At 72.4% G+C, this 25521-nt stretch carries 21 protein-coding genes; 9 read left to right on the top strand and 12 right to left on the bottom strand.

The window, feature by feature from the left end; genetic code table 11:
- Nucleotides 1-109: 109 nt before the first annotated feature.
- Entirely contained in the window at nucleotides 110-964 is an 855-nt protein-coding gene (locus tag OG738_RS20685) for an asparagine synthase-related protein (RefSeq protein ID WP_329056037.1), read from the bottom strand.
- Between the two features lie 185 nt (nucleotides 965-1149).
- Here OG738_RS20685 and larB point away from each other — a divergent pair, with 185 nt between their 5' ends.
- Genes larB through OG738_RS20670 form a run of 3 tightly spaced genes read left to right on the top strand, consistent with a single transcriptional unit; the run spans nucleotide 1150 to nucleotide 3550 of the window.
- Nucleotides 1150-1842: a nickel pincer cofactor biosynthesis protein LarB gene (gene larB / locus OG738_RS20680; RefSeq protein ID WP_329056036.1), complete on the top strand. Its 693-nt coding sequence runs from the start codon at nucleotides 1150-1152 to the stop codon at nucleotides 1840-1842.
- Nucleotides 1839-3023 (top strand): nickel pincer cofactor biosynthesis protein LarC, encoded by a 1185-nt coding sequence (gene larC, locus OG738_RS20675; protein WP_329056035.1) that lies wholly within the window; start codon nucleotides 1839-1841, stop codon nucleotides 3021-3023. Before larB ends, larC begins: the two co-directional genes overlap by 4 nt.
- 56 nt (nucleotides 3024-3079) lie before the next feature.
- Entirely contained in the window at nucleotides 3080-3550 is a 471-nt protein-coding gene (locus OG738_RS20670) for a DUF4383 domain-containing protein (RefSeq protein ID WP_329056034.1), read from the top strand.
- A 100-nt stretch (nucleotides 3551-3650) separates the two neighbouring features.
- Here OG738_RS20670 and OG738_RS20665 read toward each other — a convergent pair whose 3' ends face one another.
- Entirely contained in the window at nucleotides 3651-4679 is a 1029-nt protein-coding gene (locus OG738_RS20665) for an alpha/beta fold hydrolase (protein WP_329056033.1), read from the bottom strand.
- Nucleotides 4680-4771: 92 nt separating this feature from the next.
- Entirely contained in the window at nucleotides 4772-7606 is a 2835-nt protein-coding gene (locus tag OG738_RS20660; protein ID WP_329056032.1) for an AAA family ATPase, read from the bottom strand.
- Nucleotides 7607-7754: 148 nt separating this feature from the next.
- Between OG738_RS20660 and OG738_RS20655 the strand changes: the two genes are divergently transcribed.
- The gene (locus OG738_RS20655; RefSeq protein WP_329056031.1) at nucleotides 7755-9275 is read left to right on the top strand and encodes a tannase/feruloyl esterase family alpha/beta hydrolase; all 1521 of its coding nucleotides are present in this window, start codon (nucleotides 7755-7757) and stop codon (nucleotides 9273-9275) included.
- Between the two features lie 84 nt (nucleotides 9276-9359).
- Nucleotides 9360-10427 (top strand): aldo/keto reductase, encoded by a 1068-nt coding sequence (locus tag OG738_RS20650; protein ID WP_329056030.1) that lies wholly within the window; start codon nucleotides 9360-9362, stop codon nucleotides 10425-10427.
- Nucleotides 10428-10430: 3 nt separating this feature from the next.
- On the opposite strand, the gene OG738_RS20645 is transcribed toward OG738_RS20650, so the two are convergent.
- From OG738_RS20645 to OG738_RS20635, 3 genes are read right to left on the bottom strand one after another with little or no spacing between them, the layout of a single operon-like run.
- Nucleotides 10431-11645, bottom strand: coding sequence for a metal-dependent hydrolase family protein (locus tag OG738_RS20645; RefSeq protein ID WP_329056029.1), 1215 nt, complete (start codon nucleotides 11643-11645; stop codon nucleotides 10431-10433).
- The gene (locus tag OG738_RS20640) at nucleotides 11642-12076 is read right to left on the bottom strand and encodes a GAF domain-containing protein (RefSeq protein ID WP_329056028.1); all 435 of its coding nucleotides are present in this window, start codon (nucleotides 12074-12076) and stop codon (nucleotides 11642-11644) included. Before OG738_RS20640 ends, OG738_RS20645 begins: the two co-directional genes overlap by 4 nt.
- Complete coding sequence (locus OG738_RS20635) at nucleotides 12073-13464, bottom strand: MFS transporter (protein WP_329056027.1); 1392 nt, start codon at nucleotides 13462-13464, stop codon at nucleotides 12073-12075. Before OG738_RS20635 ends, OG738_RS20640 begins: the two co-directional genes overlap by 4 nt.
- Nucleotides 13465-13593: 129 nt before the next feature.
- Between OG738_RS20635 and OG738_RS20630 the strand changes: the two genes are divergently transcribed.
- From OG738_RS20630 to OG738_RS20620, 3 genes are all read left to right on the top strand, one after another.
- Nucleotides 13594-14469 carry a MurR/RpiR family transcriptional regulator gene (locus tag OG738_RS20630; protein ID WP_329056026.1) on the top strand — a complete coding sequence of 292 codons (876 nt, stop codon included), beginning with the start codon at nucleotides 13594-13596 and terminating at the stop codon, nucleotides 14467-14469.
- Nucleotides 14470-14613: 144 nt separating this feature from the next.
- Nucleotides 14614-15336 carry an SDR family oxidoreductase gene (locus OG738_RS20625; RefSeq protein WP_329056025.1) on the top strand — a complete coding sequence of 241 codons (723 nt, stop codon included), beginning with the start codon at nucleotides 14614-14616 and terminating at the stop codon, nucleotides 15334-15336.
- Nucleotides 15337-15341: 5 nt separating this feature from the next.
- Nucleotides 15342-16295 (top strand): RNA polymerase subunit sigma-70, encoded by a 954-nt coding sequence (locus tag OG738_RS20620; protein WP_329056024.1) that lies wholly within the window; start codon nucleotides 15342-15344, stop codon nucleotides 16293-16295.
- Nucleotides 16296-16315: 20 nt separating this feature from the next.
- Here the strand turns inward: OG738_RS20620 and OG738_RS20615 are convergent, their stop codons facing one another.
- A complete protein-coding gene (locus tag OG738_RS20615; protein ID WP_329056776.1) occupies nucleotides 16316-17032 on the bottom strand; it encodes an ANTAR domain-containing response regulator in 717 nt (238 codons plus the stop codon).
- 268 nt (nucleotides 17033-17300) lie between these two features.
- On the opposite strand from OG738_RS20615, the gene OG738_RS20610 reads away from it, so the two are divergent.
- Entirely contained in the window at nucleotides 17301-17579 is a 279-nt protein-coding gene (locus OG738_RS20610; protein WP_329056023.1) for a hypothetical protein, read from the top strand.
- A gap of 441 nt (nucleotides 17580-18020) precedes the next feature.
- Here OG738_RS20610 and OG738_RS20605 read toward each other — a convergent pair whose 3' ends face one another.
- From OG738_RS20605 to OG738_RS20585, 5 genes are read right to left on the bottom strand one after another with little or no spacing between them, the layout of a single operon-like run.
- Nucleotides 18021-19976 carry an RICIN domain-containing protein gene (locus tag OG738_RS20605; RefSeq protein WP_329056022.1) on the bottom strand — a complete coding sequence of 652 codons (1956 nt, stop codon included), beginning with the start codon at nucleotides 19974-19976 and terminating at the stop codon, nucleotides 18021-18023.
- Between the two features lie 32 nt (nucleotides 19977-20008).
- Nucleotides 20009-21757, bottom strand: a complete 1749-nt coding sequence (locus tag OG738_RS20600) for a glycoside hydrolase family 35 protein (protein ID WP_329056021.1) — start codon at nucleotides 21755-21757, stop codon at nucleotides 20009-20011.
- A complete protein-coding gene (locus OG738_RS20595; protein WP_329056020.1) occupies nucleotides 21750-23285 on the bottom strand; it encodes an alpha-N-arabinofuranosidase in 1536 nt (511 codons plus the stop codon). Before OG738_RS20595 ends, OG738_RS20600 begins: the two co-directional genes overlap by 8 nt.
- A complete protein-coding gene (locus tag OG738_RS20590) occupies nucleotides 23282-24619 on the bottom strand; it encodes an ABC transporter substrate-binding protein (protein WP_329056019.1) in 1338 nt (445 codons plus the stop codon). Before OG738_RS20590 ends, OG738_RS20595 begins: the two co-directional genes overlap by 4 nt.
- 31 nt (nucleotides 24620-24650) lie before the next feature.
- Nucleotides 24651-25514 carry a carbohydrate ABC transporter permease gene (locus tag OG738_RS20585; RefSeq protein ID WP_329056775.1) on the bottom strand — a complete coding sequence of 288 codons (864 nt, stop codon included), beginning with the start codon at nucleotides 25512-25514 and terminating at the stop codon, nucleotides 24651-24653.
- Between the last annotated feature and the right edge of the window lie 7 nt (nucleotides 25515-25521).

Below are 25521 nucleotides of genomic sequence, written 5' to 3'. Positions count from 1 at the left end.
GACGCGGACCGTGCACGAATCGTCACCATTTGACCGGCGAACAAATCAGGCAAGAAACTCGCAGGTTCGGTGTGTGGTTTTTTCATAGCCCGTCCGGTGGCGGCATAATTCACCACGGCGAACGCGCGCGAGAATAAGCCTGGGGTGGCGGGGCGAGTGCGGGCGCGCGATAGGCCGCGACCACTCCCGGTCCACTCAGGCCGAGATCGGCGAGCTCGCCCACCACGGCGGCGGCGAGCCCCGGCCGCGCTTCGACGGCCGTGTGCGAAGGGCCATCCACCTCCACCCGGAATCCCTGGCCGAGCAAGCGGACACGCAGGTCGCGAGGGCGGATCCCCGCCTCCGCCAGCCGCGCGCCCACCGCGATCTCGGCGCGTTCCACCAACCCCAACCTCCCCAAAGAGACGGGCACGCCCACGGAGATACGTGACGCGAGGCAAGGTGTCGACGGCTTCCCGGCGACGGGCAGCGCCCACGCCGTGGCCAGCGCCCGGACGTCGTGCTTGCCCAGCCCGGCTTCGGCCAGCGGCTCGACGACGCGCAGCTCACGGGCCGCACGCAGGCCAGGGCGGTGCAGCGCGCGGTGGTCGTCGGCGTGCGTCCCGGTCGCGACGTGGGCGAACCCGCGTCGCACCGCGAGCCCGCCGATCGCGCCGAGGACGGCCTGCTTGCAGAAGTAGCAGCGGTCGCCGGCGTTGTCCCGGTACCCGGGAACGGCCAGCTCGGCGGTCGGGACCTCGGCCAGCTCGACCCCGAGACCGGCCGCGATCGCCCGTGCGGCAGCGAGTTCCGCCCGCGCGAGGCTGGGCGAGTCGGCGATCGCCGCCAGCACGCGCCCGGCGGGCAGCGCCCGCGCGGCCGCGGCCAGCACGACCGCCGAGTCGACGCCGCCGGAGAACGCGACGGCCACGCTCCCGAGCGCCCGGACCCGCGTCAGCAGCCGCTCTTCGATTCCGGTCTCCATCACGCCGCCCCCGCTGGTCGCGCGGTCACATTTCGGCAAAAGAACAGCACTTGCCCTCCGCTCGAGGCTTCTTTCGTGTGATAAGTCGATCGCGGCTGGTCCAGCCAGTCAACCCATTGCCGTATTCGTGCGGCATCCCCCGCAACAGTTTACATACGACGCGCCGGAAGGCTAACGTGTCGGAGGTGGCATCGACTGGGGTAACGGCGGCGACCGCCGACTTGGGATTCGCGCGATTGGACCTCGACCGCGCCGCCCGCACCGGGGATCCGGAAGTGGTGTTCGGCGCGGGAAAGACGCCCGAGCAGATCACCGCCGCGCTGGCGCGGCTGCACGAGGCCCATCCCGGCCGCGCGGTGCTCGCCACGCGGGTCGGCGGCGAAGCGCGGGCGCGGTGCCGGGAACGCCTGCCCGGCGCGGACGTCGACGAAGCCGGCCGGACGGTGACGCTGGGCACCGTGCCGCCGCCGCGCGGCCGGGTCGCCGTCGTGTGCGCGGGGACCTCGGACCTGCCCGTCGCCCGCGAGTGCGCGACGACGGTGGCGGTCTTCGGCGCGGAGCCGGACCTCGTCGTCGACGTCGGCGTGGCCGGGCTGCACCGGCTGCTGGCCGAACGCGACCGGATCGCCGGCGCGGACGCCGTCGTGGCGATCGCCGGCATGGAGGCCGCGCTGCCAACCGTCCTCGGTGGACTGTGCGGCACGCCGCTGATCGCCGTGCCGACGAGCGTCGGCTACGGCTGGCACCTCGACGGCCTGACCGCGTTCCTGACCATGCTGAACAGCTGCGCGCCCGGCGTCGTGACGGTCAACATCGACAACGGCTTCGGCGCGGGCGTCGCCGCGGCCCGCGTCGCCCGGCAGTCGGTGGCGCCGTGACGGTCGCGTGGATCGACGCCGGCAACGGCTGCGCCGGCGACATGCTGCTGGCCGCACTGGTCGACGCGGGCGCGGACTTCGACGGCGTCCGCGCGGGACTCGCGCGGCTGCGCGTCGACGACGTCCGGCTGACCGAGCAGGTCGTGCGGCGCCACGGCTTGCGGGCGCGCCACGTCGTCGTCGAGGCGCCCGAGACGCGGCACGCCCGGCACCTCCCGGAGATCCTCGACGTGATCAGGTCCGCGGCACTGCCCGCGGCCGCGGAACGCTTCGCCACCAAGGTGTTCGACACGCTGGCCGACGCCGAAGCCGCCGTGCACGGCATCGAGCGCGACCGCGTGCACTTCCACGAAGTCGGCGCGCTGGACGCGATCGTCGACATCGTGGGCTGCGGGCTCGGCCTGGCGGCGCTGGGCCTGCTGGACGCGACCGTGACGGTCTCGCCGATCGCCGTCGGCGGCGGCACGGTGACCGCGGCGCACGGCAGGCTGACCGTGCCGCCGCCCGCGGTGCTCGCGCTGCTCACCGGCGCGGGCGCACCGATCGCCGCGCACCCCGCCGCGCGGGAACTGTGCACCCCGACGGGTGCCGCGCTGCTCGTCACGCTGGCCGACGCGTACGGCCCGATGCCGGCCTGCGTACCGGTCAAGGTCGGTGTCGGCGCGGGCACGGCCGACCCGCCCGGGCACGCGAACGTCGTCCGCGTGGTCGTCGGCTCGGCTGCGGAGCCGGACCGGACGTGGGTGCGCGCGCGGATGACGGTCGTCGAGACCACCGTGGACGACCTCGATCCCCGGCTGTGGCCGGAAGTCCTGACGGCGTTGCGCGGCGCGGGCGCGGCCGACGCGTGGTGCGCGCCGGTGACCGCACCGAAGGGCCGGCCGGGCATGGTCCTGACGGCCCTCGCGGCGGACGACCGCGTCGACGGCGTCTGCGCGGCGGTGTTCGCCCACACGTCGACGCTGGGGGTGCGGCTGTCCCCGGTCGAGCGGCGATCGCTGCCGCGCGACCGCGTCACGGTGGACTACCGCGGGCGGGCGGTGAGCGTGAAGCGCGGGTTCCTGAACGGGGTCGTCGTGACGGCGCAGCCGGAGTACGAGGAGGCCAAGGCCGCGGCGGAAGCGACCGGGCAGCCGCTGCGCCGGGTGCTCGACGAGGTGCGCGCGGCCGCCGGAACCTGACCGTTTGTCCGCGCCCGGGCCGGGTAGCCGAGCGGCTCGAGCCAAGCGGAGGTGTCATGACGACGGAAGGCCGGTCACGGCGGAGCGCGGCCCGGGGCGCGGCCGTGCTGTTCGGGGTCGCGTTCCTGGTGGTGGGCGTGCTCGGGTTCGTCCCGGGGATCACGGCGGGGTACGCGGACCTGCACTTCGCCGGGCACGAGTCGGGCGCGCGCCTGTTCGGCGTGTTCACGGTTTCGGTGCTGCACAACCTGGTCCACCTGGCGTTCGGCGTGGCCGGCCTGGTCGCCGCGCGCGGCAGCGGTGGTTCGCGGGCGTTCTTGATGATCGGCGGCGGGATCTACGTACTGTTGTGGGTGTTCGGCCTGGCGATGAACCACGACACCCCGGCGAACTTCATCCCGCTAGACAACGCCGACGACTGGCTGCACCTGGCCCTCGGCGTCGCGATGATCGCGGCGGGCATCGCGACGACGGCGCTCGACCGGGCGCGGGGCCGCTACCCGGAGCCGGAGATCCAGGGACACTGAGCCGGGCCGCGGCACCATCGAGGTCACCCTCGACGCCACCGTCGCCTGACCGTCGTGAGTGAGAAACAGGGTTAGTACACTGTTTCTCACTCACGACCGCTCACATCCGGTCGGCGTCCACCACGGCCTGGGCGAACGGCCGCGGCGCCTCCTGCGGCACGTTGTGGCCGATGCCGTCCAGGATCCGGTGTTCGTACTTGCCGGTGTACTTCGCGCGGTAGGCCGTGCCGTCCTTGGCCGCGCCGTCGAAGTCGCTGGCGATCGTGATCGCCGGGACCGGGATGACCGGGCCCGCCGCCAGTTTCCGTTCGTACGCCTCGTACTGCGGCTCGCCCGGCGCGAGGCTCAGGCGCCAGCGGTAGTTGTGGACGACGATGTCGACGTGGTCCGGGTTGTCGAACGCCGCCGCGCTGCGGTCGTACGTCGCGTCGTCGAAGTGCCACGCCGGGGACGCCGTCTTCCAGATCAGCTTGTTGAAGTCGTGGCGGTTGGCCGCGTAGCCGGCGCGGCCGCGCTCGGTCGCGAAGTAGTACTGGTACCACCAGCCGAGTTCGGCCTGCGGGGCCAGCGGCTTCTGGTTCGCGACCAGGTTCGTGACGAGGTAGCCGCTCACCGCGACGACGGCCTTGCAGCGCTCCGGGAAGAGCGCGGCGATGATGTCGACGGTCCGCGAACCCCAGTCGTACCCGCCGAGGACGGCCTTGCCGATCTTGAGCGCGTCCATCAGCGCGACGACGTCGAGCGCGACCGCCGCCTGCTGCCCGTTGCGGACGGTCTGCGCCGACTTGAACCTCGTCGGGCCGTAGCCGCGCAGGAACGGGACGATCACCCGGTACCCGGCCGCGGCCAGGATCGGCGCGACGTCGACGTAGCTGTACGGGTCGTACGGCCAGCCGTGCAGCAGCACGACCGGCTGCCCGGTCGCCGGCCCGGACTCGTAGTACGCCATGTCGAGCACCCCGGCGTCGGCGTGCTTGACCTCGCCGAGCGAGGTGTGCTCGCCGGACCCGGCCCGCGGGTCGGGAGGCGTGGACGCTGCCGGCGCGGGGGCGTTCGACGAGCAGGCCGCCAAGGAGGTGGCCGCCAGTCCCGCCGCGAACGCCTGCCCGAACCTTCTCCTGCTGATCATCTTGGCTCCTGTGCGAAAGACCGTGGGACTTTCACGACGTTAGAGCCGATCCGGTGATCCTCGCGCCCGTCAGGTGACGCAGCCGGTGTAAGTCACCCGTCGAGGGCCTTCAGCGTCGCCGCGAGGTCGGCGCGGGAGGTCACGCCGAGCTTGGGGAAGATCCGGTGCAGGTGAGTGCCGACGGTCCGGTGCGAGAGGTACAGCCGCTGCCCGATCTCCCGGTTGGTCAGTCCTTCGGCGGCCAGCTGCGCGATGCTCAGCTCGTGCGGGGTCAGCTTGTCGCGCGCGTCCGGGCCGCGGTTCGGGCTCGACTCGCCCGCGCCGCGCAGCTCGCGCCGGGCCCGCTCGCCCCAGGCCGTCATGCCGAGGGCGTCGAACGTCTCGCGGGCGGTACGCAGGTGCGTCCGCGATTCGACGACCCGCCGCTGCCGTCGCAGCCACTCGCCGAAGGCCAGGTGGACGCGGCCGCGTTCGGCGGGCCAGCCGGTCAGGTCGGCGCGCAGCGCTTCGGCGAACCGCTCGTCGCTCGGGTCGAGCACGGCCCGCGCGTACCGCAGCCCGATCTGCAGGGCGGGTGACGGCGTTTCCAGGGCGGCCAGCTCGGCGAGGATGTCGCGCAGGGCGTCGGCCTGCCCGGCCCGGACGGCGGCCTCGGTCAGCTCGGCGACGCAGTACGCGCGCAGGGCGAGCTGGTAAGCGGGGTCGGCCGGGTCGAGCATCCGCCGCAGGTCGGCGAAGGCGTCGTCGAAGCGGCCCTCGCTCAGGTCGATCAGCCCGCGCGTGAGCTGGACGGTCGCGAGCACCGGCCGGGCGCCCGCGGCGAGCCCGGCGCGTTCGGCCTCGTCGGCCAGCGTCTTCGCCTGCTTGTGGTCACCGCGCAGGGCGGCGATCTCGGCCTGGACGGCCGTGGCCAGGCCGTACATGAACGGCTGCCCGGTCTCCCGCGCGAACCGGGCGGCTTCGGCGGCGGCCGGCACCGCCGCGGCGAGGTCGCCGAGCCGGACGCGGCTCCACGCCTGGACGGCCAGCGCGCGGGGCAGCAACCCGAGCCGTCCCTGCGCGCGCAGCCCCGGCGCGGCGGCCGCGGAGAACCGCGCGGCCAGGTCGAACGCGCCGACCTGCATGGCCGCGCTGCCGAGGTACCGGTCGACCTCGGGATCGGCGCCGGTCGCCCCGGCCAGCTTCCGCAGGTTCTCCAGGACGGCCTGCCCCCGTTCGAACGGCGCGACATAAGCGGTGACGGCCACGACGCGCGGGTCGTCGTCGGCGATCGGCAGCCGGTCGGCGACGTCGAGCAGGGCCTTCCGGGCCGCGTCGCCGGGCTCGGTCCAGAAGCACCGCATGGCGGCGCTCCAGAGAATCCGCAGGGCGGCGTCGGTTTCCCCGTCGGCGGCGACGGCCTCGGCGGTGACGGCGAGTTCCGCGACGCGCGCGGGGTCTTCGCGAACGCCGTCTTCGAACTCGCTGAGCAGCCGGCTCGCGGTGGCGCGCTGGCGGGTGCCCGCCGGTTTCGCGGCGTGCACCAGCCGTTCGGCGGTCTCCCGGCGCCCGGAGTCGACGGCCAGCTCGGCGGCCTTCAGCAGCCGATCGGCCTTCGTTTCGGGTTGTTCACTGAGCCGTGCGGCCTGTTCGAGCGCGGCGATGGCGGCGGCGGCTCCACCTCGGTAGCGAGCCCGTTCGGCGGTCCGCTCGAGTTCGACGGCAACGGTTTCGTCGGGCCCTACGGTCGCGGCGGCTTGGTGCCAGGCCCACCGGTCAGGCTGGTCGCGAAGAGCTTCGGCGAGGGCGAGATGGGCCCGCCGCCGGCTGGCCGGCGTGGCGGCCGCGGGAATGGCCGACCGCATGAGCGGATGCCGGAAGGTGACGGAACCGGCCGAGAGTTCGACAAGCCGCGCTTCGACGGCGGGAGCCAGGATTTCCGGCTCGACACGGGGAAAACGCGCGGTGGCCAGGTGACCGGCGGTCGCGGCTGCGGCACCGGACGTCCGCGCGAGGCCGTGCGACGCAAGCTCCCCACCCGGCAAGGCCGACGCGACCCGCCCGGCACCACCGCCCCCAGCACGTCCCTCGACCGTTCCGAGGAGCGCGCCCGTCGCCGCCAGGGTCTCCGCCAGCGATGTCGTCTCGTTCAGCGCCGCCACCAGCAGCGCCGTCCGGGTCGGTTCCGGCAGGCCGGCGACCCGCGCCGTGAACGTGCGCTCCAGGCGCTCCGTCAGTGGCAGCACCGGGTCGAGGCCGTCGAGGTCGGCCAGTGCCGATGGCAGCTCCGTCAGTGCCAGCGGATGTCCCGCCGCCTCCGTCAGCAGGCGGGTGCGGACCGCCGGGGCCAGGCCGGGGGCGACCGCGTCGAGCAGGTCCGCCGCGTCGTCCGCGCCCAAGCGCTCCAGGACCATCGACGCCAGGCCGGCGTCGAGCAGCGGGGACGAAGCGCCGTCCCGGAGCGTTGCGAGCAGGACGATCGGCTCGGTCTCGATCCGCCGCGCCACGAACGCCAGGACGTCCGCGCTGGCGCGGTCCAGCCAGTGCACGTCCTCCGCCACCAGCAGCAACGGCTTCGCGGCCGCCTCCTCGGCCAGCAGCGTCAACGCCGCCAGCCCCACCAGGTATGCACTCGGCGAGGCGCCGTCCGCCAGGCCCAGCGCGGTCCGCAGCGCGTCCCGCTGCGGTGCGGGCAGCTGCGCCACCCCCGCCCGGACGGGGTGGAGCAGCTGGTGCAGCCCGGCGTACGCGAGGTCCCGCTCGGCCTCGGCCCCGGTCGTCCGCAGCACGCGCAGCCCGGCGACCGACGCCGCGGCCGCCGTCTCGGCCACGAGTGCCGACTTGCCGATGCCGGCCTCGCCGCGGATGACGACGCCGCCGCGGTCTTCCGGACCGTCGACGAGCTCGCCCAGCTCCTTCAGCTCGGCTTCCCGCCCGCGCAGCACCATGGGACCGACCTTACCCAACGGACGTTTCCGCAGCTCAGGGCCGAGTGACGTACACCGGCAGCGTCATCCGACGGGCGCGGCCGCCCGCCCCGCCGCCTAGCTTCGGCAGCGTCATGTCCACATCGGACGAACGCGACCAGAGGAACCGATGAGACGCATTCCCCAGCTCCTGGCGGCCGCCGTGCCGCTCCTGCTGACCGGCCTGGTGCCCCTCGCGCCTACCGCGTCGGCCGCGACCCCCGCGTGCGCCGCGGTGCCGGTCCCAGCGCCGGCCGGCGCGAAGATCGAGTCGGTCCAGGCCGAGCACGAGACCGCGTACTGCCAGCTCACCGTCACCCTGACCCACTCCGGCCGGGAGGACCACGTCCAGGTCGCCGTGGCCCTGCCCGACACCGGCTGGACCGGGCGGCTGCAGGCCCTCGGCGGCAGCGCGTACGCCGCCGGCAACTTCGACGGGCTCGCCCAGGCCGTCAAGGACGGCTACACCGGCGTGACGACCGACGCGGGCGTGTCCCTCGACGGGCTCGACACGTCGTGGGCGCTGACCACGCCGGGCCAGGTCGACCGGACGCTCCTGACCAACTTCGCCACCCGATCGGTGCACGAAGAGGCCCTGATCGGCAAAGCCGTCACGCAGCGGTACTACCACCGCCCGGTGACGTACGCGTACTGGACCGGCTGCTCGACCGGCGGCCGCCAGGGCTACTCCGAGGCCCAGAACCACGCCGACGACTTCGACGGCATCCTCGCCAACGCACCGGCCGTCGACTGGACGCAGTTCGCCGTCGCGACGCTGTGGCCGCAGGTCGTGATGAACCAGAGTCACGACTTCCCCAGCACCTGCGTGCTTTCGGCGTTCCGGACGGCCGCGGTCCAGGCGTGCGACGCGCGTGACGGCGTCACCAACGGCATCGTCGACCGGCCGGACGAGTGCGGCTACGACCCGCGCAGCCTGATCGGCACGAAGGTGGTCTGCGACGGCCACGAGTTCACCGTCACGGCCGCCGACGCCGAGGTCGTGCGCAAGATCTGGGCCGGCCCGACCGACGAGCGCGGCCGCAAGCTGTGGTCCGGCCTGCCCCAGGGCGCGGACTTCACCTGGCTGGCCGGCACCCAGCCGGGTCCCGACGGCACGCTCTACGCGCCGGGCTTCCCGGTGGCCGTCAAGTGGGTCCAGTCGTTCCTGGAGAAGCAGGCCGATTTCGACACGGCGAAGCTGACGTACGGCCAGTTCGCCGACCTGTTCCGCCAGTCGGTGCGGGAGTACGACGACGTCATCGGCACGTCCGACCCGGACCTGTCGGCCTTCCGCCGCGCCGGCGGCAAGCTGATCACGTTCGTCGGTGCGAACGACCAGCTGATCCCGCCGGGTGGCACGCTGTCCTACCGCGCGCAGGTCGAGCGCACGATGGGCGGGGCGCAGCGCGTGAACGACTTCTACCGGCTGTTTTCGGCGCCGGGTGTCGAGCACTGCTTCGGCGGTGGCGGCCCGGAGCCGACGAACGAGCTGGGCCAGCTGGTCGACTGGGTCGAGCACGGCAAGGCGCCGGCCACGCTGACGGCGGCGTCCGCCGACGGCAAGACCCGCGACCTGTGCCCGCTGCCGTCGGTTTCGCGCTACGACGGCCACGGTGACCCGGCGGTGGCGTCGAGCTACCGCTGCCGCTGAGTCCACGCGGTGGGCGCCGGCCTCTCTCCGGCGCCCACCGCGTCTGGACTTGCGGGTCCAAAATCTGCTCGGCACGCTGAAGTCATGGCACTCGATCAGTACTACCTCCTCGGCCGTTCGGGGCTGCGCGTCAGCCGGCTCGCGCTCGGCACCATGAACTTCGGCACCGGCGGGTTCCACGCCGCCTACGGGAAGACCGAAGACGAGGCCCGGCCGATCTTCCGCGAGTACCTCGACCAGGGCGGCAACTTCGTCGACACAGCGGACTTCTACACCGCGGGCGAGAGCGAGACCATCCTCGGCAGGCTCATCACCGAAGCGAACGCGCGTGACCGCGTGGTGCTCACCACCAAGTTCACCAACAGCGTCGACCCCGGTGACCCCAACGCGGGCGGCAACGGCCGCAAGCACCTGGTCCGCGCGCTCGAGGCGTCGCTGCGCCGGCTGGGCACCGACTACGTCGACCTCTTCCTGCTGCACACGTGGGACCGGCTCACCCCGGTCGAGGAGGTCGTGCGCACGCTCGACGACCTCGTCCGCGCGGGCAAGATCCGCTACGCGGGCCTGTCCGACGTGCCCGCGTGGTACGCCGCGCGCGCCCAGAGCATCGCCGAGGCGCACGCGCTCACTCCGTTGATCAACCTGCAGCTGCCGTATTCCTTGGTGCAGCGGCAGATCGAGACCGAGCACATCCCGATGGGACAGAATCTGGGGATGGGCGTCACGGCGTGGAGCCCCCTGGCCGGCGGTTTCCTCACCGGCAAGTACCGCGACGGCGGCACCGAAGGCCGGCTCGGCGACGCGCAGACCTGGACCGAGCGCGACTGGCAGCTGCTGAAGCCCCTCGAAGAGGTCGCGGGCAAGCTGGGCGTCACGATGGCCCAGGTGGCGATCAACTGGGTGGCGACCCAGCCGGGCATCGCATCGGCGATCGTCGGGGCGAGCAGCGCCGGGCAGCTGGGCGCCGGCATGGCCGCGCTGGACTTCGAGATCCCCGCCGAGCTGCGCGCCACCCTCGACGAGGCGAGCGCGACGCCCCCGGCGTCGGTGTACCGGATGTTCACGCCGCAGTACCAGAACTGGATCGTCACGCCGGGCACGAAGGTCGGCGACAAGCCGGACGGCTACGCACCCGCCGTGCGGAACTGGTAGCCGTCAGCCCGCGACCACCTCGCCGCCCTGGACGATGTGGCGGAAGTTCTTGGTCTCCGCCAAGATCGCCACATCCTCCAAGGGGTCTCCGTCGACCACCAGCAGGTCCGCGTGCGCGCCCACGGCCAGGGTCCCGATCTCCCCCGTCAGGTTCAGCAGTTCCGCCGCTGTCGACGTTGCCGAACGGATGACCGCCAACGGTGTCTGGACTTCCCCCCGCAGGCGGAACTCGTGGTTCTGGTGGCGGTGCATGCCGCCCAGCAGGTCGGTTCCGTAGACCAGCTTGACGCCGCCGCGGGCCGCGCGCTCCAGGGCCGCCATGCCCGCGCCCAGGACCTCGTCGACCTTGCGCCAGCTCGCCTCCGGCAACCCGTGCTCGCGCCCCTCCTCCTTCAGCGCCCAGTACGTCACCAGCGTCGGGACCAGGTAAGCGTCCTGGGACAGGAACAGCGAAACACTCCGGTCGTCCAGCAGGTTGCCGTGCTCGATCGAGCGGACGCCCAGTTCCAGCGCCCGGTTCACCGCTCGCGCCGTGTACGCGTGCGCGGCCACGTACCGGTTCGCCGCTTCCGCTTCCTCGACGATCGCGCTCAATTCCTCCGCCGAGTACTGCGTCGAGTCGATGCGGTCGGTCGGGGACGCGACGCCGCCCGACGCCATCACCTTGATGTGGTGGGCCCCCTTGCGGAGTTCGTCGCGGGCGGCCGCGCGGACCGCGTCGACGCCGTCGGCCACCCGGCCCAGCCCCGCGCAGCACGGGTGGTCGTCCTTCGCGTGCGTGCCGCGGGTGCGGCTGTCGCCGTGGCCGCCGGTCTGGCTCAGCGCGCGGCCGCAGAACAGCAACCGCGGCCCGCGGAACAGGCCGTCCGCCTGGGCGTCCGCGAGGCCGTAGTCGGCGCCCGACGCGTCGCGGACCGTGGTGAACCCGCGGTCGAGCATCCGGCTCATCGTGCGCGCCGCCTGCGCGGCCACATAGGACGGTGACGACGACGGCAGCGAGCCCAGGTCCGCCGTCGACGCCGTGACGTGCACGTGCGCGTCGACCAGCCCGGGCAGCACGACCGCGCCCCGCACGTCCACCGTGGGCACGTCGGCCGCGGCGAGACCCGGCCCCACCTCCACGATCCGGCCGTCGGCGGCACGCAGGTCGCCTTCGGTGTATGCGCCGGACAGCGGGTCGAGCAGGCGGGCGTTGCGCAGCAGCAGGGATCCGGTCACCGATTCTCCTTCTCCAGGTCGAGCAGAGCGGACACGGCCAGCGGCGCGAGCGACTCGGCCACCACCACCGCATCGTCGTCGTAGCTGCCTTCCGCGTCGAGGATGTTGAGCACCCCGAGCGTCCGGCCGTCGGCGATGACGGGCACGTTGATGATCGAGCCGCAGCCGAGGCCCTCGATCAGGTCGTGGTCGGCGAAGATCTCCCGCACCGCCGCACGGTCCGGCCCGAAGTACGGCTCCTGCGCGGTGATGCACTTCTCGAGCCAGCCGGCGGCGACTTCGACGGTCTTCTCCCCGCCCACCGGGTACTCCGCGGGGTGGCTGCTGTGCACCCGCTTCAACGCGCGACGCTCCGGCACCCAGGCGAGCACGGTGAACAGCCGCACGCCGATCGCGTCGCGCACCCGTTCCTCCACAGTGGACAGTGTCACTTCGTCATCTCCTTCGCGGCGGCCTTCGGCGCGCCGTGTTCGGTCAGTTCTTCCAGGGACCGGCCCGCGGTGGACAGGCCGAAGACGAGCACGCAGAGCACGCCCGCCGCGAGCACGGCCGTCGTCATGCCGAAGACGCCGGCGAACCCGAGACTCGCCGAGGACAGGCCGATGATCGTCGGCGCGAGGATGCTGCCGACCCGGCCGAACGCGCTGGACAGGCCGGTACCGCTGGCGCGGATCCAGGTCGGGAACACTTCGGGTGTGTAGGAGTACACGCCGGCGTAGGTGCCGTTGAGGAAGAACGACAGCACCGCGCCCGCCAGGGTGATCGACCACGGCGCGCTCGTCTGGCTCAGCCAGAACGCGCTCACGGCCGAGCCCGCTAGGTACAGCGCGATGGTGTGCTTGCGGTCGAGCCGTTCGGACAGCCACGCGGCGGAGAAGTACCCGGGCACCTGGGCCAGGTAGATGATGATCGAGAACTCGAAGCTCTTCGTCACCGTGATGCCGCGTTCCACCAGCAGCGTCGGGATCCACGAGAAGAAGCCGTAGTAGGAGAACGTGATCACGAACCAGACGGTCCAGATCACCGCCGTCCGGCGCCGCATCACGGGGCTCCACAGGAACTTCAACGCACTGAAGAGGTTGACCTTCGGGGTCTCGGTGGCGGGCTGGGCGTCGGCGGGCGGTACCGGCGGGAGCGTCGTACCGGTGGCCTTCTCGACGTCGCGTTCCAGCTTCGCGACGACGTTCTCGGCCTCGGCCGTTCGGCCTTGGGCGAGCAGGAACCGCGGCGACTCGGGCAGGGATCGCCGCCACCACAGCAGCATCACGATCGGCAACGCGGTGACGAGCTGGGCGACCCGCCAGCCTTCGTCGAACGACGGCACGACGAACCGGCCGATCAACGCGGCCGCGACAAAGCCGAAGGAGAAGAACCCGGCCAGCGCGCCGACGAACCAGCCGCGCCGCTTGGCGGGCACGAACTCGGCCAGGAACGGCGCGATGATGGCGCTTTCCGCGCCCGCGCCCGCCCCGGCGAGCACGCGGGCGCCGAGGAAGATCTCGTAGCCGGGCGAGAACGACGCGATGACGGAGAACAGCGCGTAGAAGGCCAGCGCGTACATCATGACCTTCTTGCGGCCGATGCGGTCGCCGAGCAGGCCCGCGGCGATCGCGCCGAAGAGGAAGCCGAACGGCGTCGCGGAGCCGATCAGCCCGAGCTGGCCGTTGTCGAGACCCCACGCCGCCTTGGCGCTGGGCAGCAGGAAGGCGACGACCGCCGAGTCCATGCCGTCGAACGTGTAGCCGAGCCCGCCGATGAACAGCAGCTTGTAGTGGGGCCGGCTCAGCGGGAGCCGATCCAGTCGTGCCGGCAGGGTCATGGGGGAACGCCTTCCGTGTCGGGCGCCGGGGAGTGCGGACAACGTATACTGCGTTTTCGCAGTTTTGCAACGTTCATTGCAAGGCGACATCCCTGCGTTACGGTCTACGCGATCCGAGGGAGGGACGAAGTGGCGGAAACCGACGACGGCTTCGAGGCGTGGCTGCGCGACCGGCTGCCCGAGCGCGGGCTGCGGCCGAAGTCGGCCGCGGTGCTGGAGGTGCTGGTCTCCCAGCCGCGGCGGGCGTCGTTCGGCTCGACGGCCGAACTGGCGCAGCTGGCCGGCGTCAACGTCGCGACCGTGACGCGCACGGCGCAGGCACTGGGCTTCGCCGGCTGGCCGGCGTTGCAGCAGGAGCTGCGGGCCCGGTACATGTCGTCGCTGAGCGCGCCGCAGGTCGCCGAAGAACACCGCGGCGTCGACTCGCCGGGTTCGGCGTCGCTGCGCCGGGACCTCGACAGCCTCGCCCTGCTGAACCGGCGGTTCGACGAAGAGGTCCTCCGCGAGGTGGCCCGCGCGATCGCCGCGGCTCGCCGGACACTCGTGATCGCCGACGGCAGCTACGCGGCGGTCGGCATCGCCTTCGCGCACAACGCGCGTCTCGCGGGCTACGACGTCCACGCGGTCACGGCGGGCGATGCGGAACTCGCGAACCAGACGGCGAAGCTGACCTCGGACGACGTGCTGGTCGCGATCAGCTTCTGGCGCCTGTACGAGAGCACGGTCCTGGCGGCGAGCGAGGCGAAGAGCCGCGGCGCGCGGGTGTTCGCCGTGACGGACGCGGCCAGCCCGGCACTGGCGGGCGCGGTGGAGCAGGTGCTGATGGTGCCGGCGGAGGGCGTGACGTTCTTCCCGTCGCTGACCGCGGGCATGGCACTGGTCCAGGCGATCGTGGCCCAGCTGGCGGCGGTCGACCCGGCACGGACGAGCGAGTCGATCGAGGCCGCGGAGGCGATGTGGTCGCGGTTCGACCTGCTGCACCGCCGCCCGTCCACCCCGTCGTGAGTGAGAAACAGTGTTAGAACACTGGTTCTCACTCACGACCCGCACCGCACCTCACCCGTGTGACCTGCGTCACTTGGCGCCGGTTTTCCCCTTCCCCGCTGGTCTGGATCCGGTCCACACCGCATCGACCACCGGGGAGTTCCCATGTCCACCACCGCCGTCGTGACCGGAGCCGGGCGCGGCTTCGGGCGTGCCATCGCCGCCGCGCTCGTCGCCGAGGGGCGCACCGTCGTCGGCATCGCCCGCAGCGCGCCGGAACTCGACGCCGTCCGCGAAGACCTCGGCGCGAGCTTCGTGCCCGTCGCCGCCGACGCGACCGACGACGCCCTTGCCGAGAGCGTGCTCCGCGAGCACCGGCCCGGCCTGCTCGTCCTCAACGCCGGGGCCGTGCCGCACATGGCGCCCGTGCACGAGCAGACCTGGGAGACCTTCAGCCGCAACTGGCACGTCGACACCCGGCACGTCTTCGCCTGGACGCGCGCCGCGCTGCGGCAGCCCCTCGACGCGGGCAGTGTCGTCGTCTCGATGTCGAGCGGGGCGGCCATCGGCGGGTCGCCGCTCAGCGGTGGGTACGCCAGCGCGAAGGCCGCGATCCGGTACCTGCGCGCGTACGCCGCCGACGAGTCCGAACGCGCCGGGCTCGGCCTCCGGTTCGCCACGCTCCTGCCGCAGCTGACCCCGCTCACCGGCCTCGGCACGAAAGGCGTCGAGGGCTACGCCGCGCGAAACGGCGTCGACCGCGACACGTTCGTCAAGAACATGGAGTCGGTCCTGACGCCGGAGCAGGTCGCCAAGGCCGTCCTCGAGATCGTCGACGGCGATGGCGCGGAATACCAGGTCAGCGGCACCGGGCTGCGTACGATCTGACTGTCATGGCCGACTTCACCACCGAAACCGCGCCGTTCCGGCCGGAGCTGCTCGCGCACTGCTACCGCCTGCTCGGGTCGATCCACGACGCCGAGGACCTCGTGCAGGAGACGTACCTGCGGGCGTGGCGCGGCTTCGGCGGGTTCGAGGGCCGGTCTTCGGTGCGGCGCTGGCTGTACAAGATCGCGACGACCGCCTGCCTGACGGCGCTGGAAACCCGGGCCCGGCGGCCGCTGCCGTCGGGGCTGGGCGCGCCGTCCGACGACCACCGGGTGGCCGTCGCGGCGGCGGACCCGGCGGTGGCGTGGCTCCAGCCGATCCCCGACGCGCTCCTCGATCCGGCCGCGGTCGTGGCCGGCCGCGCCGGGGTCCGGCTGGCGTTCGTCGCGGCGCTGCAGCTCCTGCCCGCCCGGCAGCGGGCCGTGCTGACCCTGCGCGACGTGCTGGCGTTCCGCACCGGCGAGGTCGCCGAGATGCTCGGCACCACGCCGGCGGCGGTCGACAGCGCGCTGCGCCGGGCCCGCGGCCGGCTCGCCGAAGCGGGCCCGGTGGCGGCGGATCTCGCCGAGCCGGCCGGGCAGGGCGCCCTGCTCGACCGGTACGTCGACGCGTTCGTCCGCGCCGACCCGGGCGCGCTGGTGACGTTGCTGCGTGCCGACGTCGAGCTGGAGATGCCGCCGATCCCGACGTGGTTCACCGGCCGGGACGCGGTCGCCGGGTTCCTGGGCCGCCGCGTGCTGCGCCCGGGGGCGTGGCGCCTGGTCCCGACCCGCGCGAACGGCCAGCCGGCGCTGCTGGAGTACGCGGCCGCCGGTGACGGCCGGTTCGAAGCCCACGGTGTCCAGGTCCTGACGCTGATCGGCCGCAGGATCGCCCGGATCACGGCGTTCAACGACGCCTCCCTGGTCCCGGTCTTCGGCGCGCCCGCTGTGACGGGGCCGGCCCGACGACAGCCTTGACCGCCGCCGGACGGCCGGCCCTACTGCCGCCCGCCCGCCGAGCTCATCCGCTGGGTGAAACGCGCCGCGACGTCACGCAGCTTCGTGTTCGTGTGCTGCGACTCCACGATCAGCCGCTGCATCGCCGAGTCCGCGCTCACCCGGTGGATCAGCATGAGCATGCCCTTGGCCTGCTCGATCACCGCGCGCGTCTCCATCGCGTTCCGGAGCTCGTCGGCGAGCCGGCGGGCCTCGCGGTAGCGGCGGGTCAGCCGCAGCACCGTCTCCACGCACAACGTGAACAGCCGCAGCACCTTCGTGTCGAACTCGTGGTAGCCGTGGGCGCCGAAGCCAAACAGGGTGATCGCGCCGACGAGCGTGTCGTCCACGCGCAGCGGCACCGCCAGGTAGCTGCCCACCCCGAGTTCCCTGGCCGCGGCGACGAACTCGGGCCACCGCTCGCCGGTGTCGCCGACCGCGACCCGCACGACCTCGCCGGTCAGCGCCGCGAGCAGGCCGGGGCCGTCGCCCGCGGCGTACTGCACGTCGTCGATGCGCCGGGCGCGCTCGTCGGTGAAGGCCGCGGTCTGCGTCACGCCGTCGCGGACGACGACGATGCTCGCCAGGTCCGCGTCGGGCACCACCCGGACCGCCTCGCCGCAGACCGCGTCGAGCAGCCCGGGCGTGTCGGACACCGATTCGAGGACCCCGACGAGATCGGCCAGGACGGCGTTCAGCTCGTCGACCCGTTCCGCCATGGCGTCGCCAGTGGTCGCCAAAGCCCCACCCCTCCCATGCGTCCAGCGGCGAGCATCGGGAAGAGCTCGCCAGCAGCGTCAACAGAGACCACCGCTGGCGTTTCAACGGGTCCGCGAGAACTCTACCGGCCGGGCGCACCGGTCCGACGTCGGCCGCGCCGGGCCGGTCCACGGCGGTTCGCCACGGCGTTTGCCGCGGTGCCCCGCGGGTATGCCGCCGGGCACGCCCCCCGGAAGTACCCGGGAGGCGGCAGGTGAGGAGGCCGTCATGGCCGAACAGGAAAACCACCACGGCTGGGCCCCGGATGCGGCGGCCGACGACCCGACCGCGGCCGAAGCCGCCGACAAGGCCCACGCGGCGAGCGGGTCGAGCGGTTCCGGAATTGCATCGGAAGGGTCCCTGTCCCCGACGGACACGGAGCCGGAGTCCCCGCACGGAGCGGGTGACAGCCGCGGCAAGGGAGCCGAGGAGATCGCGGCGGACGACGACCGCGAGGCGGCGGCCCACAAGGGCGCGTCGCAGCGCCCGTACGGGTCGGCGGACTGAGGCCCGGGCCGAGCAGCCCCCGGTTTCCACGCTAGCGGAAGGCACCGACGGATTCGGTGCCTTCCGCGCGGAGCTGCCCGGGTTGTCCACAGCACGCGAGCGGGCGGCCGGTTGTCCACAGCTCGGGCCGGGCGGCCGCTCCCGGCCTTGTCCGGTAGCGGCTCGCCCGCAGCGCCGAGGCTGGCGGCCACATCTCGGCCGTGCCGGCGGTCCGCTTTGCCCACAGCGCGCAGACCGGCGACCGCATCGTCGGCCGGGCCTTGTCCGACAGTCCCCTTCCCCGGCCGGGCCCTGATGCGGCGGTGGCTTCTCCCACCAGGCCCCGCGCCCGGCGGCACTTCTCCGACCGGCCCGCGCCCGGCGATCCCGGGTCCGCACCCAACAGCGCTCCCCCGGCCACACCTGTATCTGGCAGCGATCTCGCACCAAGCCCGCGTGCGGCTACCGCGCCACCGCCTGCCAGCGCTGGTTCGGCCCGTTCGTCGGCCGGTACAGCCCGATGCTCGCCCCGTCGGCGCGGGACTCGCCGGTGACGTCCAGCAGCTGCCCGCTCGCCGCGTTGACGAACGTCCACGTCCCGTCGCCCGTGGTCGACAGCGTCCAATGCGCCGTCGCGTCCGTCGTTCCCTTCGGCAGCAGCGTGACCGCGCCACCCGCGGTACCGAGCACCTGGCCCGTCGCCTCCGAAGCGATGGTGAACCGGTCGCGGCTGCCGTAGCGGCCCGTGCGGTCGGTCAGCGTCCAGCGCTGCGCGGCCGCCGACGCGTCCGTCGTGCGCTGGACCAGGGAGCCGTTCTCCGCCGCGAGCGACTTGCCGCTCTGCACGCCGGTGAACGTCACCGGCTTGCCCGCGCCCAGCCCGGTGCCCGCGGCCGTCGACGAGACGCCGTCGACCAGGAATGTCGTCACCGACCGCGCCGGGACCCGCAGCGTCGCGTGGGCCGAGGTCACCCGGACCGGCTTGCCGCGCTTCAAGGCACCCGTGACGTCCGTGACGACCGGCGTCACCGAGGCGCCCGGCCGGACGCACCCGAACCCGGACAGGTCCAGCGTCACGTCCTGGTCGGCCGTCCCGGAGTTGACGTGGACCACGGACGACAGGTTCTCCCCGCGCATCGCGGCCGTCGACGCGGTGTCGCCGGACGCGATCAGCCGGTCACCCGGCCGGATGTAGTGGGTGAAGTTCCGCATCGTGTCGAACTTCGTGTTGGTCCGGATCGGACAGTCGGAAGTCGTGCAGGTGAACGGAACCTGGATCTCGCCCCAGTTCATCCCGGCCGCGCTCTCCCCGCCGGGCTTCATGTTGTCGTAGTCCTCGATCGGCTGCCAGCTCACCCACGCGCTCGGTTCGAGCAGCCGCAGGTCGTCGGTGATCTGCCCGGCCAGGCCGAGCCCCGGGTCCATGCTGGTGAAGTCCTGCCGGTCGAGCCAGCTGCCACCGACCTCGCTCATCCACAACGGCTTCGACGCGCCCTTCGCGATGTCGCGCGGGATCGGCCGGTTGCCGGTGCCGTAGGTGTGGACGTTCAGCCGGCCGGCCGCCGAGCGAGCGGCCGAAGACCAGCCGTTCCAGTCCGCGGCGAAGATGTCCGGATTGGTTTCGTCGGGCGCGGAAACCACCGTGCCGGGAAGCGCCGCGGCCATCGCCGGGATCAGCTGCGACTGGACCGCCGGCCCGATGTGCGCGCCCTCCTGCCGCCCGCCGGTCGGGTTCCCGTCGGCGCCGAGGGTCGTCTTCCAGTAGTTCGTGTTGGGCTCGTTGAGCGGGTCCACCGACGAGAACTTGATGCCGTGCGCGCGTTCCAGCGTCCGCACGACCTGCGCCAGGTACGCCGTGAAGTCGCCGATCTTGTCGGGACGCAGCTGCTCGTCGGTGGCGGTGAAGCCGCCCGAGACGTACCCCGACACGGTCTGGAAGTACGGCGGCGAGTTGCTGAACGCCTCCCACTTCGTGACGCGCTTCTTGATCTTGTCCACCCACCAGCGCTGGTTCGGGTCCGCGGCGGCGTCGAACTCGGCGGGGTCGCCGGGTGTCCACCAGTCCTTGTCGGCGCGGGTCGTGCCGGCCGGCGCCTGCCACCAGCCCGGCACCGCGCCGCCCGGACGCAGGTACGCCGGGACGTCCGGCGCGTTGCCGCCGCCGATGTTGAACCGCGCGATGTTCAGGTTCAGCCCGTCGGCGCCGAAGACGAGGTCGGCCAGCTTGGTCCGGACCGGGTCGGGGTAGCCGCCGGTCGCCTCGGCCATCCACGCCAGGCTCGAACCCCAGCCTTCGAACGGCTGCTGCCGGTACGTCGGATCGAGTTTCACGGTCACCGCGGTGGCCGCGGCCGCCGGTGCCGCCAGCACGCCGGCCGCGACCAGCGGTACACAAAGGACGGTGAGCAATCGGTTCATCGTCGAACTGCCCTTCGGTGCGGGGGAACTTCTCAGGCCTCGGTGTGTCCCAGCAGCGGCCGCGGCACGAACCGGGCCGCCGGGTCGAGCATCGTGTCCAGTTCGAGCACGGCGAGGTCGTTGGCGCCCGCCCGGACGACCGGGCGCGGCACGTACAGCGTCCGCTGCGGCCCGCGCCGCCAGTACCGGCCGAGCGGGAACCCGTTGAGCCACGCGAGGCCCTTGCCCCATTCCCCGGTGTCGAGGAACAGGTCGGCGGCCGCCTCGATCTCGAACGACCCGCGCAGCAGCACGGGTCCGGCCACCGGTCCGTCCACATCGGACGTCGCGAGTGGACTCGGCAGCGCGGACAGGTCGAGCGGCAGCACCTCCCACCCGGCCAGCGGTTCGCCGTGCAGCGTCGCGCCGCCGATGATGCCCTTCGCCTCGCCGATCCGGGGGCCGTAGTCGACGCGCCCCTGGTCCTCGACCAGCACCAGCAGCTCGCCGCTCGCCCGCGGCAGCGCGATCGCCCGGTCGTGGTGCTCCCGCAGCAGCGTGCCCACCTGAGCGCCGTCGAAGAACACCGTCGCGCGGTCGCGGACCTCACCGAACGTCAGCACCCCCGGCCGGTCACCCGCGACGGAGCAGCGCAGCAGCGCGAGCCGCGGCATCGACGTGAGATCGTCGAACGCGGGCAGCTCCTCGTGGAACTCCCAGGTGCCCCAGCGTTCCGGCGCGTCGAGGAGCCGGACCGGGTCACGGAGGATCGCGGAAAGTTCCGGCGCGGGCCGGGCGGGCGGCGGGACCGAGTCCGGCACCTTGTGGTAGCGCGCGATCACGTCGCGGAAGGCGTGGTACTTCGGCGTCGGGTCACCGGCTTCGTCCAGCGGCGCGTCGTAGTCGTAGGAAGTGACGATCGGCTGGTAGACGCCCTTGTCGTTCGCCCCGCTGGTGAGCCCGAAGTTGGTGCCGCCGTGGAACATGTACAGGTTGACCGACGCGCCCGCGGCGAGCAGCGCGTCGAGTTCGGCCGCCGAGTCCGCGGCCGGCGTCGTGTGGTGGTGCGCGCCCCAGTTGTCGAACCAGCCGTTCCAGAACTCGCTGCACATCAGCGGCCCGGTCGGCTGGTGGGCCCGCAGGATCGCCAGGCGCGCCTCGGTGCCCGAACCGAAGGACGCGGTGCGGTGCAGCCCGTCGAGGCTGCCCGCCGCCAGCATCTCCGGCGTCGGCTGGTCGACTGTGGTCAGTGGCACCGTGATGCCGGACGCACGCGTGTGCTCGGTGAGCGCTTTCAGGTAGCGCTTGTCGTCGCCGAACGCGCCGTACTCGTTCTCGACCTGGACCAGCAGCACCGGCCCGTCGCGGTCGACCTGGTGCGGCACCACGACTTCGTAGACGCGCGTGAGGTATTCGCGCACGGCCGCGAGGTACTTCGGCTCGTACCGGCGGACCCCGACCGACGGGTCGCGGAACAGCCACGCCGGCAGGCCGCCGTTGTCCCACTCGGCGCAGATGTACGGCCCGGGCCGCACGATCGCGTACATCCCGGCGTCGGCGACGAGCCGCAGGAACCGGTCGAGGTCGAGCCCGCCGGACAGGTCGAACGTGCCCGGCTCGGGCGCGTGCGCGTTCCACGGGACGTACGTCTCGATGGTGTTGAGGCCCATCCGCCGGGCCTTGTCGATCCGGTCGGCCCACAGGTCCGGGTGCACGCGGAAGTAGTGCAGGGCACCGGACAGGATCCGGAACGGCCGGCCGTCGAGCAGGAAGTCGGTCTCCCCGATCGCGAACTCAGGCATGGCCGCCCGCCTCCGGGCACAGCTGGAGCACGGTCCAGGACAAGGGTGGCAGTGTCACGGTGATGGTCGTCCCCCCGGGGTCGGACGTCACGGCGGTGCCGGGCAGCGGCACCGGCCGGACCGGTTGTGAGTCGGCGGTGTTGACGGCGTGGCGCGTCTCGCCGTCGGGTGCGGCCAGGGTTTCGGCGGCGTACACGCCGTACCGCGCGCCGCGCAGGCGCAGCCGGACCTCGGTCGGCGACGCCGTCGAGCGGTTGGTGAGGAACACCGCGCCGCGCCCCGAATCCCCGGCCGTCGCGGCGACGTCGACGAGGTCGACTTCGCCGTGCTGCGCGGTGCGGAGGCGCTCGCCCTCGACGTTCAGGCGCAGGCTCACCCCGCTCGCCAGCGCGGCGACCTGCCGGAACGGGTGGAACGTCGGCTGCCGCCACGCCGGGCCGCCGGGCTCGGTGCGGATCGGCGCGATGACGTTCACCAGCTGCGCCTGGTTCGCCATCGTGACGCGGTCGACGTTGCGCAGCAGGGAACCGAGCAGCGAGCCGACGACGACCGCGTCGGTGACGGTGTAGGTGTCTTCGATGATCCGCGGATGTTCGCGCCAGCCCTCTTCGGCGAGCCGCGCCTGGTCGGTCTCGTTCCAGCGGCGCTGGTCCCAGACGTTCCACTCGTCGACGCTGATCCCGACGCGGCCGCCGAGCCCCTGCTCGTCGATGATCCCGGCCACCGCGCGGATGTAGCGGTCGAGCGCGGCACCGCTGGCGAGGTAGCTGTCGGTGTCGCCGTGCAGCTCCTGGTAGTAGGCGTGCAGCGAGATGTGGTCGACCAGGCCCGCGGTGTGGCGCAGCACGGTGCGTTCCCACTCGCCGAACGTCGGCATCTCGGCGTTGGAGCTGCCCGCCACGACCAGCTCGACGTCCGGGTCGATCATCCGCAGCACGCGGGCGGTCTCCGCGGCCAGGCGGCCGTACTCGTCGGCCGTCTTGTGGCCGACCTGCCACGGCCCGTCCATCTCGTTGCCGAGGCACCACACCTTGAAGCCGAACGGGCGGTCGGCGCCGTTCGCGCGCCGCCGCTCGCTCAGGTCCGTGCCACTCGCGTGGTTGCAGTACTCCAAGACGTCGGCGGCTTCCTGGATGCCGCGGGTGCCGAGGTTGACGGCGTACATCACCTCGGCACCCGCGGCTTCGGCCCACGCGGCGAATTCGTGCAGGCCGAAGCGGTTGGACTCCACGCTGTGCCAGGCGGGGTCGAGCCGGACCGGCCGATCCGGTCCGACGCCGTCCTCCCAGCGGTACGCGGAGACGAAGTTGCCGCCCGGGTAGCGGACCACGGTCGGGCCCAGCTCCCGGACCAGCTCGAGGACGTCGCCGCGGAAGCCGCGTCCGTCCGAAGTGGAGTGTCCGGGCTCGAAGATGCCGGTGTACACCGAACGTCCCAGGTGCTCGACGAACGAGCCGAACAGGCGGCGCGGGACCCGGCCGATGACCTCGGCCGGGTTGCCCACGTCACCTTCGATCCGGACGCTCATCCCGCGCTGACCGTGAAGCCCTGCTGGTTGCCGTAGTCGACGAGGGCCTGCTGCCAGGCCGCCAGCCCGGCGTCGAGCCCGGTGCCGTTGAGGTAGGCCTTGCCGACGGTGTCGCTGAAGACGCTGTTGGCGTAGGTCTGGTACGGCAGGTAGGTCCAGCCCTTCGCGACGTCCTTCGACGCCTGGGTCAGCACCTGGTTGATCTTCTGGCCGCCGAAGTACGGGACGGCCTCGTCGACGAACGCGGGCGAGGTCAGATCGGCCGTCGTGGACGGGAAGCCGCCGCTCTTGATGAACGGCTGGACGCCGTTGCCGTGGTTGAGCCAGCGCACGAACGCCGCGGCCAGCGCCGGGTTGCCGCTCTGCTTGACGACGGACTGGGTGCTGCCGCCGTTCTCCGCGGTGACCGGCTGCCCGTCGTAGGTCGGCATCGGTGCCACCGCCCACTTCCCGCTGCCGCCGGGCACCGAGGACATGAAGTTGCCCGGCATCCAGGCGCCGGTGACCAGGGACGAGATGGTGCCGTCACCGAGGGCGCGGAACCAGTCGTCGGACCACTCCTTGACCGGGGCGAGCAGCTTGCCCTGGATCAGCTGGTCCCAGTTCGCGGTCCACTTCTTGACGCCCGGGTCCGCGAAGTTGATCTTCACGTTCTTGCCGTCGACGCTGAACGGGCGCCCGCCCGCCTGCCAGATCATGCTCAGCGCGAACCCGGGGTCTCCGGTGTCCGAGGTCAGGTACTTCGTCGGGTCGGCCGCGTGCAGCTTCTTGGCCGCGTCGACGTACTCGGCCCACGTCTTCGGCACGGCGATGCCGTTCTTGTCGAAGACTTCCTTGTTGTAGAACAGGGCCATCGGCCCGGAGTCCTGCGGCAGGCCGTAGAGCCCGGTGCTGTTCTTCACCTGGGCCCAGGTCGAGGCGCTGTAGTCCTTTTCGAACGAGCCGAAGCCGTAGTGATCCAGGTCGACCAGCGAATCGGTCAGCGCGAACTGCGGCAGCGCGTAGTACTCGATCTGCGCGACGTCCGGCGCGCCGTTGCCGGCCTTGATCGCGTTCTGGAGCTTGGTGTACTCGTCCTTGTTCGTCCCGGCGTTGACGTAGTTCACCTTGACGTTCGGGTATTCCTTCTCGAACGCGGCGACCTGGTCCTTGGCCGAGGGTGTCCAGCTCCAGTAGGTGATCGTCCCGCCGGCCTTGAGCGCGGCGTCGACGGAGTCCTGGGTGCCGGTGGCGGCCGCGGGCCCGGACGAGCCCCCGGAGGAGCAGCCGACCGCGAGAGCGGCGGCGAGCGCCACGGCGGCGAACGCCTTGGCGCGACTGCGGGTACGTGACATCGAATGTCCCTTCACGACAGTGTGACGGCGGCTATTGCTTGACGCTGCCCGCGCTCAGGCCCGATTGCCAGAACCGTTGCATGAGCAGGAAAGCGACGACCAGGGGGATGATGGTGAGCAGGGACCCGGTGAGCACCAGGTTGAAGATGGGCTGCGCGCCGGCGCCGTTCGCCTGCGCGCTCCACTGGTTGAGGCCGACGGTGAGCGGGTACCACTTCGGCTCGCTGAGCATGATCAGCGGCAGGAAGTAGTTGTTCCAGGTCTGCACCATCGTGAACAGCGCGACCGTGACGATCCCGGGCACCAGCTGGCGCAGGGTCACGGTGACGAAGATCCGGAGCTCCCCCGCGCCGTCGATCCGCGCCGCCTCCAGGAGCTCGTCGGGGATCGCGTCGGCGGCGTACACCCAGATCAGGTACAGGCCGAACGGGCTGATCAGCGACGGGATGATGACGGCCAGCGGCGTGTTGGTCAGCCCGAGCTTGCTGAACATCAGGAACGTCGGCACGGCGAGCGCCGTCGTCGGAACCGCCACGGCGCCGAGGACGATCGCGAACACCGCGCGGCGGCCGGGGAAGCGGTACTTGGCCAGGCCGTACCCCGCCGCCGTGGCGAGGATCGTCGCGCCGCCGGCGCCGACCACGACGTACAGCACGGTGTTCCCGAGCCAGCGGAAGAAGATCCCGTTGTTGTAGGTGAACGTCTGGCCGATGTTGTCGAAGAGGGCGAACGTGCCGCCGAAGGACAGGCCCGACGTCGAGAACAGCGCCGGCTGGGTCTTGGCCGCGTTGATCACCAGCCACACCAGCGGAACCAGGGTGTAGACCAGGTAGAGCGCCATGACGGCCGTGAGCGTGCGCGACTTGCGCGGCCGCGTCACCGACTGCGTTTTCATCGAAGCA

Source organism: Amycolatopsis sp. NBC_01488 (genome assembly GCF_036227105.1).
In the GTDB taxonomy this organism is placed as follows: domain Bacteria; phylum Actinomycetota; class Actinomycetes; order Mycobacteriales; family Pseudonocardiaceae; genus Amycolatopsis.
Note: the sequence above shows the minus strand (reverse complement) of the source record. Positions and strands in the feature narration are given on the sequence as shown.